This is a genomic window from Aliidiomarina celeris (assembly GCF_003316875.1).
In the GTDB taxonomy this organism is placed as follows: Bacteria; Pseudomonadota; Gammaproteobacteria; order Enterobacterales; family Alteromonadaceae; genus Aliidiomarina; species Aliidiomarina celeris.
In genome coordinates this window covers 476,508-492,851 of record NZ_QMIL01000002.1, presented here as the reverse complement: position 1 = coordinate 492,851, position 16,344 = coordinate 476,508, and the positions used below count along the sequence as shown (strand labels likewise).

The window sequence follows — 16,344 nt, the reverse complement described above, 5'->3', positions numbered from 1 at the left end:
TACAAATGGCGAATATAGTTATTCGTCATTGTTAGTTTTGAATTGAAGTTGCTTTAGACTTTGCTTGCGTCGAACAACATACGTGCCAAGGTAGGCACCGCCGTTGCTTTTAGCATTTTCAGGCGTTGGTCACGATCACTCGGCCGCGTAACATGAATTGCCGTAGCCCCTTCCACCGTAGCCGCAAGGAAATAGACCACCGACATAAAATTTGCGTAACGTTGATCACTTGGCAAAATACCAATAGAACGCGCAAAAGCACACGCCGTGTCGTCGTAAAGTTTATGCATGGCATGAGCAACATCGTCGTTATGATTCGACAGCGCCCATAGTTCTGGAATAACCCCCGCCGTTTTACCACAGGTCGCGTCGTCGATTAACCAGGTTACAATTTGCTCAAAACCTGCAAGATCGAGAGTATCCAGCTTTTCATAAAAGGCAGAAAAGGCAACCGCATATTCCTCCACAATAGAGTCTGCAACCGCCAATACCAAGTCGTCTCGATTCGGAAAATAGTAAGTTAAATTACCCTGCGAAATACCCGCTTGTTTCGCCACACGAGGCGTTGAAAAGCCAGCAAAACCAACGGTTTCTAATACAGTTTTCGCCGCACTGAGAATATGCTCACGAGTAGAAGCCCCACCCGCGGTTAATTTATGCCGAGTCGCCACCGAGTTTCCTTTTAAAAGAACACCAACAAAGAGCCAAAGAACATGCTTATAAAGCGCGTAAAGGGTAGTCTGTTATGCGCAAAACTGCAATATTCTATTTCTTTCGAGGTAGCAATTTATACAACCCACAAAGACTTAGGGTCCGGCAGGTTTCACGCGCGGCTCTTAGTTTTGAAAAACATCCTCAACAGTAGACGCCTGCAACGTGTTCATGAGCCAACGCTCAAGCTCTTCAGGAGAAGCGCTCTCAATTTGTGTAACATACGCATCCGGCAAATGGACAAACTTCGCTTGAAGTAGCGCTAACAGCATTTCGCGCTGACCTTCTGCTCTACCTTGTTGCAGTCCCTGTTGCAGGCCCTTCTGCATCCCTTCAGCAAGCCCTTCCTTTTTCCAGTTTTGTTTCCACTCTACAACCGTTTCTTCTAACATGCTGTGCACTCCTTCTAGGTCATCAACCTGCTCAAAGTCGATATGCTCCCACCTCGAAGGTAATAATACCCCTTTCATCCACGCAAGAAAGGCCTTGTTCAGCGATTTTTGCTCTTCTTGCTCCAACCAATGCTTAACCGCTTCAAATGCATGTAAAAGATCATCTTCCCCTTGGCTGGTTTCCAGCTTGAAAAGCGCCGCCACAAGGTTACGCGTCGCCGGCAGTGGGTGATCTTTGTATTTATGCTCCTCGAGCAACAGAAAATCAAAGCGAGGAATAAACTGCTCAATACCCCCCGGAATTACGTCAATCAAATCGTACAGCTGTGTGGTGAACTTCCACGGTGATTTACCATTGTACAGCACCATCGGCAGCACCGGAGGCAGTTTATCTTTTCGCGTGCAGCCATTCACTTTCACAATTTCTTCGTACAATAAACCAAGGTAAGTCATCATTCGCAGCGGCATCAGCCAATCCGCCTTCGATTGAAACTCCAGCACCACATAAACATACAACCAGCGCTTGGTACCCTGCCACAAAACCCGCCAAATACAGTCGTTGTGGCGTTGGTGCAAACGCGAGCTCACAAAATTGGTCGGCACCTGCTCCAGCGTCGAAAAGTCGAGTTGCTCAATCCACTCCTGTTTTACATAGCCTTTGAGTAAATCAATCACCATCGTGGGCTGGCTAAACAACAACTTATAACTTGCGTCAATGGACTTGCGCTGCTGCTCCCGTGTGCCTTTTCTACTGGTTTTTCTTCCCGTAGGTTTTGAAGCGTCCATGCCACCGTTCTCCGTGTTTAACTAACACAAAGAAGCTTAGAAAAAGGAGTGCGCAAGCGCTAATCAATTCAGCCATAACCCCGTGAATCGAAGGGTAAATGTGCGGCGGTGCGCAAAACGAACCCCAGCCACCGGCACGCGGGCGTGTGAAAGGAGATCCGGTGTTGAATTCAACCTCGGTGTCAATATAAGCGGAAAGGTGGGGCTCGATGCCCTACCTTTTCGCATGATCACCCAACCTTGTTGACCCTCCCATGCAGCCCGCAGAGGGGGATGGGGATCGGGTTGCGCAACGTGGAGCGCAGCCTACGGCACGCGGGCGTGTGAAAGGAGATCCGGTGTTGAATTCAACCTCGGTGTCGACAAAAGCGGAAAGGTGGGGCTCGATGCCCTACCTTTTCGCATGATCACCCAACCTTGTTGACCCTCCCATGCAGCCCGCAGAGGGGGATGGGGTTCGGGTTGCGCAACGTGGAGCGCAGCCACCGGCACGCGGGCGTGTGAAGGGAGAGCCGATGTTGAATTAGAATTCGGATTAAAGCGCGGCGGTGCACGCGCCTACGCATGTGCGCAAAACGAAGCCCAACCACCGGCACGGGGGCGTGTGAAGGGAGATCCGGTATTGAATTCAACGGCGGTTTCACGCGCGGCGGTGCACGCGCCTACGCATGTGCGCAAAACGAACCCCAGCCACCGGCACGCGGGCGTGTGAAAGGAGATCCGTTGTTGAATTCAATCTCGGTGTCAACAAAAGCGAAAAGGTGGGGTTCGCGGCCCTACCTTTTCGCACGATCACCCAAACTTGTTGACCTGCCCATGCAGCCCGCAGAGGGGGATGGGGTTCGGGTTGCGCAACGTGGAGCGCAGGGACGCGCGAAACGTAGCCTACACGGACGTACTTGCGGCGGTGCGCAAAACGAAGCCCAACCACCGGCCAGCGGGCGTGTGAAAGGAGATCCGGTGGTGAATTCAACCTCGGTGTCGACAAAAGCGGATTCGCACGATCACCCAACCTCGTTGACCCTCCCATGCAGCCCGCAGAGGGGGATGGAGTTCGGGTTGCGCAACGTGGAGCGCAGGGACGCGCGAAACGTAGCCTACACGGACGTACTTGCGGCGGTGCTCAAGGGAGCCTTCAGGTTACGGTAAGCGGGCATGTGAAAGTAGATCCGATGCTAAATTCTGAGCACAAAAAAGGGGCCGAAGCCCCTAGATATAGTAAGTTACTCCGCAATTAACAACCAGTAGTATTGATTGATATATCTGGTGGTGTGTTAGCGTTAGCCGCCGTTGCATCATATTCTACATAACACTCTATAATACTAGTGGGAACAGCAGGATCAAAACTAGCGTTACCGGTTCTTCCAGGAATTGCAAAGCGAATCACCTCATTGAGTACCGCGAAATCCCAATCACCAGCGGTAATATTTGCTGCTGCTGTTATCTGAGAAGCTGTTGGATATGCAGGTGTTCCAGCAATCGCATTATTCGCGTACTCAACTTGTGCAGCACCTTGAATTGCACCCTGTAAACCACTTAGCGCAGCCTCTCGAGCCTGTTGCCCAAAATCAAAAAACCGTGGTGCTGCGGTTACCGCCAAAATACCCAAAATAATGATCACAATGATCAATTCGATCAATGTAAAACCTTTTTGTTGTTTCATAAGAGTTTCCCCTGATTTGCCTATTTAAAGTTAAAGTTCCATGGCAGTAACGCCTGCCTGCTAGTTGCTACGATTGAGGTTAACGTTCACATTACCAGTTCGTGGGTTGTACACGAAGTTGTTACCAACCGTAAGATAATCGTCACCCTCTGGTGCTGCTAACAGGCTTTTTAAGGTACTCGCCTGATAATACACGCAGATATCGTTGGTGCCGTTGTTTTCCGCCGTAACAAAGAACCGAACACGTTCAATGTCTGCGAAAAGGGTGCTGGCTGTCGGTGCGCCTTGCAAAATCGCCGCAAAAAGGCTCCGACAGTCGTCTGCATTCATGTTTAAGTCGTGTGCCGCTGGGTTGTTGGTACCACTCACCGGGTAACCGCGGTTGCCGTCTACGTACACTTCAATACCGTCAACCACAACCAGCGCGCCTTCGCCGGTAGTCTCGTCGAGCCCAACTGGGCGGCCGTCGAGTTCCCATTGGCCACGCACAATACCCACAGCGCTGGCTAAACCACCCGCCACGCCTTCTATCGACGCGTCTTCCGCGTCGCCAGCAATATTAATAAAACGGGGAAGGGCTGAGGCTGCCAGTAGGCCAAGAATAACCACCACAATAATCAGTTCAATAAGCGTGAAACCGCGTTGCGCACGAAATCCTTGCAAACTACTTCCGTTCATACTCGTTCCTTGCACGTTATTTTCATTATGTTGTTGCTGCATAACACGAACCCCATATTCCAGTGAGTATATCAATGAAAAGCAATCCTCATCGCTATACCAAACGTTATAAAACACACAATTTTTTGGTACATATACTTAGATAATTTGCTCAACCCTGCCGTTTTCCGGCGAAAACACAAAACGTAAGCGTTTTAAAAAGTAAAAATGACATTGTTCCACTTCAAATTTCACCTTCACTTGGCTGTTCACAACACCCTGATTCAGCTCCGGCCGCCCTAACAAATGCCACAACTCCAAACAGCCCGCCTCGCCCTTTCCGCGCGCCAACGGCCACCCCTCTCGGCTCATGGGAACGCGAGCAATACCCGAACTGCGAATAACCGGTTCATTCTGCGCATTCAGTTCCGCCAAACTTAGCCGTACTTCTGCCGGTTGCCCTTGCCGAATCCATTCCGCACGCGCCAGCATAACGTTGTACTGAAAGCGATTCACCGTAGCTTCAAATTCCGCGTTCTTCCAACTAGCCTCGGGCCGAAACATAAACCATGCAAACCAACTGGCAAACAAAAAAACCAAGGTAACCGCTACCAGCGTAATAATAAGCCTGCGCTGCGCGGGTGGGGCTTGTTCATCGCCACCAGAACTACTTTCACCTGCCGTCGGCAACACCACGGCTTACATGCCTCCAGCCATTTCCATCATGCTCCACATTGGCAGGAAAATACCCATGGCCAGCACACCCACCAAAATAGCAACGCCACCAATCAAAATCGGCTCAATTTTCGACAGTACGTTCTTCAGATCGTAGTCGACTTCGCGCTCGTAATATTCCGCCGCTTCCATCAGCAATTCGTCGATACTCCCCGTTTCTTCACCGACGGAAATCATTTGTAACACCAAGGGGCTAAACATGTTACTTACTTTACTTACTTTCGACAGCGACTCACCGCGCTCTACACCACGGCGCATGTCAATAATACGCTTGCCCATGTAACGGTTGTCCAGTGCGTCGGACACCAAATTCAATGCCTGGGTAAGCGGCACACCGGAATTCAGCATTACACTAAAGCTACGGCAAAAGCGGGCTAATAACGAACGTTCAATAATGTCGCCCACCGCAGGTACTTTGGTTTTCCAATAGTCCCACTTTTCTTGCCCTGGCTCCGTGCGCAGCCAATACTTCACCCCCACAATACTGGCAATTACACCCAAAATAAGCGCCCACCAATACTGAATAAAAAAGTTGGAACTCGCCAACAACATGCGCGTAACCAAGGGCAATTCCACATTCATGCTGGCAAACATACTGGCAAAGTTTGGAATCACCAAAATATTCAATAGCGTAATGGCAATCACCAAGGTTATTACCACAAAGCTCGGATAACGCGTGGCTTGCTTGAGCCGTTTGCGGGTTTCTTGTTCGTTCTCTAAATAAGACGCCAACTGCGAAAAACTTTCTTCCAACCGCCCTGTGTTTTCTCCTACATGCACCACGGCTACCACTAAGCGCGGGAAAATTTTCGGGTGATCCGACATTGCCGCCGACAAACTCCGCCCCCGCTCCAGTTGCGCCGTAATGTCGTTTAAGCCTTTGGCTAACTGCTTATTACTGGTGGTGTCGGCAAGCCCCTGTACGGCGCGCAACATGGAAATACCGGCTTTTGTAAGCGAGTACATTTGGCGAATAAACATCACCAATTCAGGCAAGGGTAACGGCCGTTGTAGCCATTCGCCGAGATCAATATTGAGGCCGCCGCTACTGCTTTTCGCGCTGCCCCCCGGCTGAATGGCCAAGGGTACAATGCCTTGGCGCAACAGTTGGTCTGCAACCGCGCCTTCATTCGCTGCCGACAATACCCCTTTAACTGATTTACCGTTTCTATCCCGCCCGTTATAAGAAAACTCAGCCATGCTCTGAGTCCTCGGTTTCAACTTTTTCAGGGTTCAACAGCTCTTCTTCGTCGAGATACGGCAAACCAGCAACCAGGGTGGTCACTTCTTCAATAGTGGTAATGCCCTGCGCGGCGAATTCCAAAGCAACTTCCGCCAAGCTCTTAAACGACTGATTGGCTTTCACCGCCTCGGCAAAGGCTTGGGTGTCGCTCTCGCGCAGCGCGATCATCATCGGCTCGTCAATTTCCAGCAATTCAAAAACACCTACACGGCCACGATAGCCCGTGTAGTTGCAGCGTTGGCACCCTCGGCCTTTCTTAAATTCGGCATGCTCGGGCACACAACCCACCAAGGCTTTTACCAAGGCTAATTCTTGCCGATCCGCTTGGTGCGCACCCGAGCAGTTGTCGCAAATACGCCGTAACAGCCGCTGCGCGAGTACCGCGCGTAACGCACTCGCTACCAAATAGGGTGCCGCGCCCATGTCGATCAAACGCATAGCGCTGGTGGCCGCGTCGTTGGTGTGCAACGTCGACAACACCAAGTGACCGGTAATGGAACCACGTAGGCCAATTTCTACTGTTTCCTGGTCGCGCATTTCCCCCACCATAATAATGTCCGGGTCTTGCCGCAACGTGGTGCGCAACACACGGCCAAAGGTGAGGCCAATTTTGCTATTGACCTGCACCTGCGAAATCCGCGACATGCGATATTCCACTGGGTCTTCAACGGTAATAATCTTTTTGTTCGGCTGGTTGAGCTCACTCAATGCAGCGTAAAGCGTGGTGGTTTTACCCGACCCGGTGGGCCCGGTAACCAAAATCATGCCGTGCGGCCGAGTAAGGTGGTAGCGCAACCGTTTCATAATGTGCGGCGGCATACCGGTTTGCTCCAAGCGCAGCAAACCATTCGACTGGTCGAGCAAACGCATAACGCACGCTTCGCCGTATTGCACTGGCATGGTCGACAAACGCACGTCTATTTTGTGCTTCTTCACCACCATTTGAAAACGGCCGTCTTGGGGCAAGCGTTTTTCGGAAATATCCAGCCCCGCCATAAGCTTAAGCTTAAGTACCAAGGCGCCAGCAATGTTTTTCTCGTCGAGCACGTTTTCTTGCAGTTGGCCGTCTACCCGTTGGCGAATGCGCAAGCCGTTTTCGTCGGGCTCTAAGTGAATATCCGAGGCGCGAATCTGCACTGCGTCAGCAAAAATAGACTGCAGCAAGCGGGCTACGGTTACGTCGCCTTCGTCGCCTTGTTCGCTTAAGTTGTTAAGGTCGAATTCTTCTTCGGTGCCGCTTTCTTCTTGCAATTGCTGTGCGAACTGCTCAATTTCTTGGGTGCGCCGGTAGAGGTTGTCGAACGAGTCCATAAGCTGCCCTTCGGCAACTACAGCAAGTTCTACCACGCGCGGCGACACAATGGCACTAATGGCGTCTACGGCGTTTAAGTCGGCGGGATCACTCATGCCCACGAGTGCGCGGTCGTCGTCGGCTTCCAATATCAGTGCGCGGTGCCGGCGGGCTTGAACTTCGGGTAAAATACGCGCTACGTTCGGGTCGAGCCGCTTTTCGCTAATGTCGACCAAGGGCACGTTCAGCTGTTGCGCCAAAAACGCCAGCAGCTGTTGCTCAGAAAGGAAACCGAGTTCAGTAAGTACATAACCGAGCTTTTGCCCGGTATTGCGCTGCTCTGCTAAAGCTTTTTTCAGCTGCTCTTCTTTAATCACGCCTTCGTGAACAAGCAGGTCGCCTAAACGCATTTTTAAGCGTGGACGCGCCATAATTACAATGCCTCCAAGCGTTGCTGAATAAAGTTTCGGCTGGCTTGCGTTAAGCGGTTGTCATTCAACGCCTGCATATAAGCCCGCACCGCTTCTTCCGGCTGTTGGTTTTGCTCGTAGGCAATACCCAGCCCCAACCACCAGCGGCCTTCTTGCGCACGCCACGCCACTAAGCCTTCATAAGTGGTAATGGCTAATTCAAAATCGCCTTCGTCGGTGGCTAAGGCGCCACGTAAAATAAGTGCGTCGGCATACTGCGGCAGCCGAATGGGTAATGGCCGTAACACCTCTAACGCCAGCGCTGCTTGGTCTGACCGCTCCAGCAGTCGCGCCTGTAATAACAGAAAACGCTCTTCGTTGGGGCTTATGTTTAAGCCTTGCTCGAGCACTCGCAAGGCGTCGGACAAAAAGCCTTGGCTAAAATAAAGTACCGCTAGCTGCTCACGCGCCTCAACAAAACGAGGCTGTAACAACAGGGCTTCTTGAAAGCGTTCTTGTGCTTCGCGGGTACGCCCTGCCTCTAAGGCACGCATGCCCCGATCAAACTGGCGACTCGCAAGCTCTGCGGGATTGGTGCTGCTACGCTCGATGGTCATTTCGCCGGCGGGCTGTTGTTCAGCGGCCGAGGGCTCTTGCTGCCGCGCTGAAGGCTCTTGTTGGGCAGCTGAGAGCTCTTGCTCACCCGCTGAAGGCTCTTGTTGCCGGGCTGAAGGCTGTTGTTCACCCGCTGAGGGCTCTTGTTCACCGGCTGAAGGCTCTTGAGCGCGTACCAGTGGGGGGACGGGCCGGGTGAATTGGCGCACGCTTGCGCTCTGTGGTTCGCTGGTGCTGACTTCTACTTCCGCAGCGTCTGCGTTCGCATTGCTTACCTCAAGGCCTTGCTCGTTAGCCACTGGGGTTTGTTGTACCTGCACTACTTCAGCATTCTGGCCATTACCATTCAGCGTGCGCAGTACCAATAAAACGATCAACACCACCACCACACTACTAAGCACACCAATAAGCACGAACAGCCATGGCGCTAGCGGTTTGCGGCCAGCTTCGTACACCGAGGTACTGCGCCCAGCCCGTGCATTGTCGCGGCCACGCTCGTCGATGTCTTTTAGCATTTGATTAATTAAACTCATACAGGCAACCACCCTAACACCCAAGCCAGCACAAGCACCAGCGCTATACCTACCGCACAGCCCAATAACAACCACAGCCACGTAGGCGCGCCAAGGCCACTTGCGTCTTCGGTGTCGGCAACCGCGGCTTTAACGTCTTGTGTGAGTACCACATGCCGCCCCGCGCCAAACGCCACCAACAAGGCTTTATGGCAAATCACATTGGCCAAACGGGGCACGCCTCGGCTAGCTTTGTGAACTAAATGCACCAAGGGCGCAGGAAAAAGCGGCGGCCCTTTGTAGCCCGCAATTTGAATGCGGTGGTGTAAATAGCGGCCGAGCTCGTCATTGTTCAGTGTACGCAGCTGATAGGCGAAGGTAATGCGCTGGCGTAACTGGCGTAATTCGCGCGTGGCTAACCGCTCGTCGAGCTCCGGCTGACCAAACAACACCAAATGCACAAGTTTGCGGGTTTCTGTTTCTAAGTTCGAAAACAGGCGCAGGGCCTCTAAACTTTCCGTCGGCAGCGCTTGCGCTTCGTCGAGCAACAGCACAACACTGCGGCCACTTTGGTTAATGCGTAACAATTCCCGCTCAATGGCCTGTGTGAGTTTATGTTGATCGAGCGTGTCGGCACCTTCAATATGCAACTCTGCCGCTATGGCTTGGCGCAACTCCGCCGGCTGCAAATAAGGGTTTGGCACATAGGCGGTAACAAAGTGATCGGGAATTTCATTCAGCAATTTACGGCACAGCAGGGTTTTACCGGTACCCACTTCGCCGGTCACTTTAATAAATCCTTCACCGGTTTTTAGTGCAGTCAGCAGTACTTCTAGTGCCTCATGGTGCACCTTTAAGTCGCAATAAAAACTGGTGTTCGGCGTGAGCGTAAAGGGTAACTCGCGCATACCGAAATGGTATAAATACATAAGCCTGTGCTAGTCCACTTCGTACCAACGGCGCAGCAATTCACGCGACCGTTCGAGTTCTGTATTCCACGTGTCGACACCCACTACCGTTGGCCGCAACATAATCACCAATTCTTTTTTGGTTTCGCGCTGGCGACGGTTGGTGAACAGCTCGCCCAAAAACGGAATGTCACCCAACAAGGGAACTTTACTTACGTCGTCTGAATAGCCACTTTGCATGAGGCCGCCAATAATCACTACCTCGCCGTCGCGGGCGCGAATAATGGTGTCGGACTCGCGAATATTGCTTCGCGCCAGCGGCAAACGGAAGGTTTCTTGGTTCAAAGAAATAACTTTCTCTTGCTCTGTGGTTTCGGTTACTGAGGGGTGCACATGCAAGGTAATTTGCCCGTCTTCGCCAATTTGCGGCGTTACGTCGAGCGCTATACCCGAGAAAAACGGCGTGAGCTGAATGTTCGGCGTTGAAGTGGTGGCGGTACCTGTAACCGTCGTGGTGGAAACATCAGTTACGAAATATTCGTCTTCGCCAATTTTAATCACTGCTTTTTGGTTGTTGGTGGCGGTTACACGTGGGCTCGACAGCACCTGCACCTGGCCTTGCGTAGACAACATTTCGACCATACCGCTAAAGGTTTGGTTACTAAACGACAAGCCAAACACACCACCAATACTGCCCGAACTTAGCTGACCCCCACTCATGGATATTTCGGTAACACCTGAGCCCACACGGCTGGTAATGCGCGACCAGTCGACACCTTGCTGGTAGTCGTCGTTCAGTGAAACTTCCACAATACGTGCTTCCAACACCACTTGCCGCTGCAAACTGGTTTCCGCCACTTTTAAAAAGTCGCGTACTGCACGAATTTCATGTGGGTATGCCCGCACCGTGGCGAGGCCTGCTTGCGCCGACACCACAACTTGGCGACCAGCGCCGTCACCGATAATGCCCTCTAATACCTGTTGTAAGTCGTTCCAGAAGTCGGTTTCCGAGGTTGTAGAAATGCTACTGCCCGCTTGCCCCGTGCCTGATCCCAGCGCACCACCGAGTGGCGGGTTTTGTAAGCCTTGGTTGTTAATCACGTCGGAGCCTGCATAAGCACCTGTAGCACCGCTGGCACCACGGCCACCCACGTTCCCTTGTTGCGCGACACCACCCGAGGTAATTTGCGTTTGGCTATTGCCTTGGCGGCGTAACGCAAGGTAGTTCAAAGGGATAGTTTCAGTACGCAAACCCGCGGGAAATACCCGATAAATACGGCCTTGCTGGCGAATATCGAAACCATAGATGTCCTGCACCACGTCGAAGGTTTCTTGTAGGGTTACGTCGCGCAGGCTTAAGGTAATTTGCCCCCGCACGTCGGGGTGCACCACCACACTGTAAGGGGTTTCAGAAGTAAGCTGAGCAAAAAAGTCGGCCACAGCCATTTGCCGCGCTTGAATAGAGAAGCGCGGCGCTTCGAGTAACGCATTTACCGAACTTTCCCTTGGGTTGATCGACTCACGTAATTGCGCACGTATGTCGCTCGGTAATACATTGCCGGCTTGCGAGCGCTCTGGCTCACCTGTTTGCAGCATGGCTTCGGCTTCACGCGCCAGTTGCTCTGGAGGCCTCGACAAACACCCCGAGAGCAGCGCTAAACACAGCACTGGTATGCTTAATCCTGTAACTACACCTTTCACTGTCATTCTATTTCCCTGCTTCGAGTGAGTGTTTGGAAGTCAAAAACTCGCAGTAATACGCGTTCGTTGTCGCGTTCGAGCTCAACAGACTCTGGCGAGATCACGATCACCGACCAACTACCCACGCGGTCACCCTCGCGATACATAGTGTCGTCGATTTGTGCGCGTGAACGCCCTTCACTATAAAAAATACTTTGCAAATTCAGCCTTGGAGCGCCCCGGCTTGAGGTTTCCCCAACCGGCTCGACTGCGCGCAAAATACGCTCCGGAGGCCGTGTGGGGTCTACGCGTTCACTCGCCGAGCTGGCCTGCTGCGCAGATGCAGGTACAAGCACCGGCGCGAGCAACAAAGAGGCCATCAACACAAGCCCGAGCGCTAATTTCATGACGCCTCCCCAGAATAACTTAAGGTAAAGAGTTCAAGCTTCACAACTGCAGTTGGATACTCTGTTACCTGATACTCAAACCCTTGCCAATAAAACGAAACTGGCAACTCTGAGAGCTGCTCCATGTAGTCTCTTATGGCAAAAAAGTTGCCTTGGAGGGTAACGCTGACCGGGTGCTGATACACCTGCACCAGAATATCGTTACTGGCTTGCGCTTGGGTTTGGCTCTGGCTTTGTAAAAACGGAACCGCTGCGCGCGTATCGAAGGCTTGTAAGCTCAACCCTTCGCTCGACTCGAGCAAGAGCTGCATCCAAACCAGCAGGGTTTCGGGGTCTACAAACTCGGCTTTTTCCGCCAATTGATTGCCTAAGCGGAGTTTTTGCCGTTCAAGTTGGCTGCGCCGCGCCTCTAATTCTTCGTTCGGATTAATCTGGGCTTGCGTACGTAGCTCTGCTAACTGCCCTCTCAGCTCTGCAATACGTTGCTGCGCGGTGGTGTTCTGCGCATCGGTTTCGCTAATGGTCTGCTGCGCCGGTTCAACCAACAACAACCATGCACACCAACCGGTAACCGCCACCATTAAGCCAGCAACAAGCCACTGCTCGCGTTTTTCACGGCCAGCTAACCACTGGTTAAAGCGTTGCAGTAGTGCCTTCATCGTTCGGCTCCTTCTGTACTACCCGCACTCGGCTCTGGTTCTGCTTCTGGTTCTTCGTCGCTTTCAGGAACCGTGGCTACAGTGGCGGTACTGCCTTGATTGCGGCTTATCAATGCAAAATTAAGTAGGTCTTGGTCGTCGCGGCGCAGCTCGACCACAGAAAACTGGAACGGCGACAAGGTTTGGGTGTTTTCAAAACCACGCATCCATTGTGGAATTAACACCGCACTGGTGGTTCGGCCGTGTAACTCAATGCCTTGCGCACTAATGGAAATACGCGTTAACCACAACCCGTCGCGGTGAATGCTGGCCAACTCATGCAACAACGGCGAGTAATTCACATTGCGAATTTCGCCGCGCCGTTGAAACTCCTGCAACAATGCACGGCGCGCGGTTACGTCACGCTCCAAATTCGCAACCTGTGTTGAAAGTGCCCGGTCTAACCGGCGCTGGCCTATGGCTTGGCTCAACGACGTCATGTCGCTGCGCTGCTGCTCTTGCTCTGCGGCCAACGCGCGGGCTTCACTCAGTACCGCACGATGCTGAATTTCTAGCACGCCGCGCCAGCCCAGCATAAGCACCACAACTACAGCCACAGCCAACAGCACTCGGCTCCCAGTAAGCACTTCACGTACAGGCTGCAGCGAACTGTGATAAAGGTTAATGTGCTGCGCTTTCATTTGGCTCATGCAACGGCACCCTCACCCGCGTTTGCCGGGGTGGTTTCGGTTTCATCGCCGTCTTGTTGTACGCTGTCGAATGCATACATAAGCCCCGACAACACCGCTAAGTCAGTGTAATCACCTGCTTTTAAGTCGTTTACCCAGGCGGGATACTTCAATACGCTACTTTGCGTGCCTAACTGCGCACCAATAATTTCAGCGAGCTCCGTTACGCGCGGGTGAGCAACCGCCAATACAATTTCCGCCAAAGGTGGTTGCCGTAACTGGCCGGTGTAAAAGTCGAGCGAGCGCTGTAACTCCAAGGCTAACGCTTCGAGCTCGTCCATGTCGTCTGGCGCTATGCCGCTAATCGGTTTAATTCGATTTAATTCGCGGTACACCACCAATTGATTCTTACTGATAATTTGCAACTGGTTTGACTCTTGCCCTGTATGGCAAACCAACATAAGCCGTTCGTTTGGTTCGAACCATTGCGACATGGCAAGGTCTGCATTCACAATTCCCTGAATCGAAAACTCTGCAGCATGCAGCGGTGCTAAACATTCGGCTAACAGCCCACGACGCGCTGCAACCACATTAATTTTTTTTGCCCCTGCAGCTTGTACAGCGGGGTTGTAAAAGTCGGTAATTAAATCTGCGGCGGGAATGCTCACTAAATCTTTCAAAGTCCATTGTAAGGTTGCAGCAATGTCGGCTTCTGGGAGATCGGGCTTTTCAATTGCGACCTGCTCCACTAACGCGGGGCTTAACACTAATTGTAACGGCTGGTGTTTCGACTCGAAGCGTTCGTAGCGCTGCAGTAAAGCCTGAATAGCATCGCCATAAGCTTCGCCCGTAACCTCAATGTCGTCGTTGACCACGAGTTCCCATTGCTGTTGCTCTTGCGCTCGCGTGGCCGTTAAATAGGCGGCGCTTGAGGAGGCTTCGGCAACTGCTCTTAAAATAGCAATATGGACTGCGTTTTTGTGCACGCTGACAGCATAAACATAATGTTTATTTTGTTTTTTAGTCCATTTAAACACAGTAGCCCCTTTTTGCCGAAACGCGCTGTTCAGCCCTGAACATTCTTATCATTATTTGAGTTTATTATTTATTATGAATTACAAACACATAATTTCTTACAAACACGTTTCTAGCTTATTTAACCTAGTGTCAATTATGTTACCTGTATGACTGTAAAATGTCTTGTTTTTTTAGCATAACGTATAGAATAAACAAAATCGAAATAAACGTTAAAAAAAAGAGCCTGTATAACAACGTATACAGGCTCTTTTGGCTGACATCTCGGGCTAGGTTACCCGTTAAATTCTAAAGCGTTTCACCAACTGTTGTAAGTTACCGGCCAGTTGTTGCAACTGGTGTGCCGTAGCGCTGGTATGGCGCGTGGCGTCTTGGTTCTGCTCGGCGCTCGCCGCGAAGCGTTCAATATGCCCGGCCACTTCTTGGCTCGACGCATTTTGCTCATTGAGTGCCGACGAGATTTCCTGCACCACCGCCACAACACGTTCAAAGCTCTCGCGAATGGTGCCTATTGCGGTACTGGTTTGACGCCCAAGCTCCATGCCTTTGTCGACTTCGATTACGCCATTTTCCATTTCGGTAACAGCGTCTTGGGTGCCTTTTTGAATTTTCGCGACCATGGTTTCTATTTCGTCGGTAGACGCACTGGTGCGCTGCGCCAAGCTCCGAACTTCGTCAGCCACCACCGAGAAGCCACGCCCCTGCTCACCGGCTCGCGCCGCTTCAATGGCCGCATTCAAGGCAAGCAAGTTGGTTTGATCGGCAATCGACTTAATCACATTCACAATCGAGTTTATTTGCTCCGACTGCACGCCTAACTCTTTCACTTCTTCCGAGGCGCTGCGTACCACTCGAGCTATGCGTTCCATGCTATGCACCGCTTGTTCTACCACTGCAGCACTTTGATGCGAGTTTTCACCCGAACTGGTCGCAATGCGTTCGGCTTCATTGGCGTTGTCGGCAACCGACTGAATGCTGGCACTTAATTGCTGAACCGCTGCCGCTATCGACTGCGTTACATTGGTTTGCTCGTCGGAGGTTGCTGACAGTTCTTCCGCAGTGCTCGACACCGACTGGCTGGCATCGTTCAGTTCTATTGCCGAACTATTGATTTCGGTGAACATTTGCCGCAATTGGGTTTGCATATTACTCATCGCTGAGAGCAACACCGCTACTTCGTCGTTACCTCCCTCGTCGATACGGGTAGTCAGGTTGCCGTCGGCTATGGAGCCCGCAACAGAAATCGCCGCGTCGAGCCGCTGGTTTAAGCGTTTACGCACATACAGTGCCGCACCCACCGCAATTAAGAGAATGAGAATGCCGCCAAAAACGGTAATACCACGGGTTTGATTCGCTTGGCTCGCTGCATTCGCCTCGCGCTCACGAATTAACCGTTGCTCAGCCTGTTGAAACGCGTCCATTATGCTCAGAATGCGCTCACGGCCCTCGCGGCCACGTTCTTCGGTAACAATAGCCACCGCCGCGTCTACACCGCGATCACGACGCGCAGTAATAACAGGGTCGAGGCTTTGCATCCAAGTTTGGTAGGCACTATTCACTTCACGCAAACGCTGTTGTTGCTGAGTATTATCTTGCGTAAGTTGCAGTAGCTCTCGGTGCAGGCGGGCAAAGTCTTGTTTGCCTTCCTCATAGGGGGCAAGAAAATTCTCATTCCCAGTAAGCGCAAAACCGCGCTGCCCATTTTGTATGTTTAGCAGCGACTCATTCAGCCGCTCTGTTGCTACCAATACATCGTAAGAGTGAACAACCCGTTGAATTGCTGTTTGGTTGGCCCCCAAGCCAACAAATACGGAAATAATTACTGCCGCAACAACGGCGACAATGACCGCAAACGCGACCATTAATTGCTGAACGAGCTTCATATAGTGGTTCTCCAAGCGCAAAGCTCAGATCAGGCAACTCAGGTCGCTCCAGTCACTGCGCTATGCAAAGTTTAGGTACGGCTGTGGTG

Annotated in this window: 15 protein-coding genes; all 15 read right to left on the bottom strand. The window is 51.9% G+C overall.

Annotated elements, in window-relative coordinates; genetic code table 11:
• Positions 1–53: 53 nt before the first annotated feature.
• The 15 genes from DQW12_RS06530 to DQW12_RS06455 all read right to left on the bottom strand — a co-directional run bounded on the left by DQW12_RS06530 (position 54) and on the right by DQW12_RS06455 (position 16,255).
• Complete coding sequence (locus DQW12_RS06530; RefSeq protein WP_113907027.1) at positions 54–671, bottom strand: TetR/AcrR family transcriptional regulator; 618 nt, start codon at positions 669–671, stop codon at positions 54–56.
• 165 nt (positions 672–836) lie between these two features.
• Entirely contained in the window at positions 837–1,889 is a 1,053-nt protein-coding gene (locus DQW12_RS06525; RefSeq protein ID WP_113907026.1) for an Rpn family recombination-promoting nuclease/putative transposase, read from the bottom strand.
• A gap of 1,234 nt (positions 1,890–3,123) precedes the next feature.
• Positions 3,124–3,552 carry a prepilin-type N-terminal cleavage/methylation domain-containing protein gene (locus DQW12_RS13695; RefSeq protein WP_113907024.1) on the bottom strand — a complete coding sequence of 143 codons (429 nt, stop codon included), beginning with the start codon at positions 3,550–3,552 and terminating at the stop codon, positions 3,124–3,126.
• A 60-nt stretch (positions 3,553–3,612) separates the two neighbouring features.
• On the bottom strand, positions 3,613–4,272 hold the full coding sequence (locus DQW12_RS06510) for a type II secretion system protein (RefSeq protein ID WP_306418742.1): 660 nt from the start codon (positions 4,270–4,272) through the stop codon (positions 3,613–3,615).
• A gap of 96 nt (positions 4,273–4,368) precedes the next feature.
• Entirely contained in the window at positions 4,369–4,905 is a 537-nt protein-coding gene (locus tag DQW12_RS06505) for a flagellar basal body-associated FliL family protein (RefSeq protein ID WP_113907023.1), read from the bottom strand.
• A 3-nt stretch (positions 4,906–4,908) separates the two neighbouring features.
• On the bottom strand, positions 4,909–6,144 hold the full coding sequence (locus tag DQW12_RS06500; protein ID WP_113907022.1) for a type II secretion system F family protein: 1,236 nt from the start codon (positions 6,142–6,144) through the stop codon (positions 4,909–4,911).
• On the bottom strand, positions 6,137–7,909 hold the full coding sequence (locus DQW12_RS06495) for a GspE/PulE family protein (RefSeq protein WP_113907021.1): 1,773 nt from the start codon (positions 7,907–7,909) through the stop codon (positions 6,137–6,139). The genes DQW12_RS06500 and DQW12_RS06495 overlap by 8 nt, the downstream gene beginning before the upstream one ends.
• A 2-nt stretch (positions 7,910–7,911) precedes the next feature.
• A complete protein-coding gene (locus tag DQW12_RS06490; protein WP_113907020.1) occupies positions 7,912–9,036 on the bottom strand; it encodes a tetratricopeptide repeat protein in 1,125 nt (374 codons plus the stop codon).
• On the bottom strand, positions 9,033–9,944 hold the full coding sequence (locus DQW12_RS06485; RefSeq protein WP_113907019.1) for an ExeA family protein: 912 nt from the start codon (positions 9,942–9,944) through the stop codon (positions 9,033–9,035). The genes DQW12_RS06490 and DQW12_RS06485 overlap by 4 nt, the downstream gene beginning before the upstream one ends.
• A 9-nt stretch (positions 9,945–9,953) precedes the next feature.
• Positions 9,954–11,630 (bottom strand): pilus (MSHA type) biogenesis protein MshL, encoded by a 1,677-nt coding sequence (gene mshL / locus DQW12_RS06480; RefSeq protein WP_113907018.1) that lies wholly within the window; start codon positions 11,628–11,630, stop codon positions 9,954–9,956.
• Complete coding sequence (locus tag DQW12_RS06475) at positions 11,627–12,010, bottom strand: hypothetical protein (protein ID WP_113907017.1); 384 nt, start codon at positions 12,008–12,010, stop codon at positions 11,627–11,629. Before DQW12_RS06475 ends, mshL begins: the two co-directional genes overlap by 4 nt.
• Entirely contained in the window at positions 12,007–12,669 is a 663-nt protein-coding gene (locus DQW12_RS06470; protein ID WP_113907016.1) for a type II secretion system protein M, read from the bottom strand. Before DQW12_RS06470 ends, DQW12_RS06475 begins: the two co-directional genes overlap by 4 nt.
• Complete coding sequence (locus DQW12_RS06465) at positions 12,666–13,358, bottom strand: PilN domain-containing protein (RefSeq protein ID WP_113907015.1); 693 nt, start codon at positions 13,356–13,358, stop codon at positions 12,666–12,668. Before DQW12_RS06465 ends, DQW12_RS06470 begins: the two co-directional genes overlap by 4 nt.
• The gene (locus DQW12_RS06460) at positions 13,355–14,374 is read right to left on the bottom strand and encodes a type IV pilus biogenesis protein PilM (protein WP_113907014.1); all 1,020 of its coding nucleotides are present in this window, start codon (positions 14,372–14,374) and stop codon (positions 13,355–13,357) included. The genes DQW12_RS06465 and DQW12_RS06460 overlap by 4 nt, the downstream gene beginning before the upstream one ends.
• A 279-nt stretch (positions 14,375–14,653) precedes the next feature.
• Positions 14,654–16,255 (bottom strand): methyl-accepting chemotaxis protein, encoded by a 1,602-nt coding sequence (locus tag DQW12_RS06455; protein ID WP_113907013.1) that lies wholly within the window; start codon positions 16,253–16,255, stop codon positions 14,654–14,656.
• Positions 16,256–16,344 lie beyond the last annotated feature (89 nt).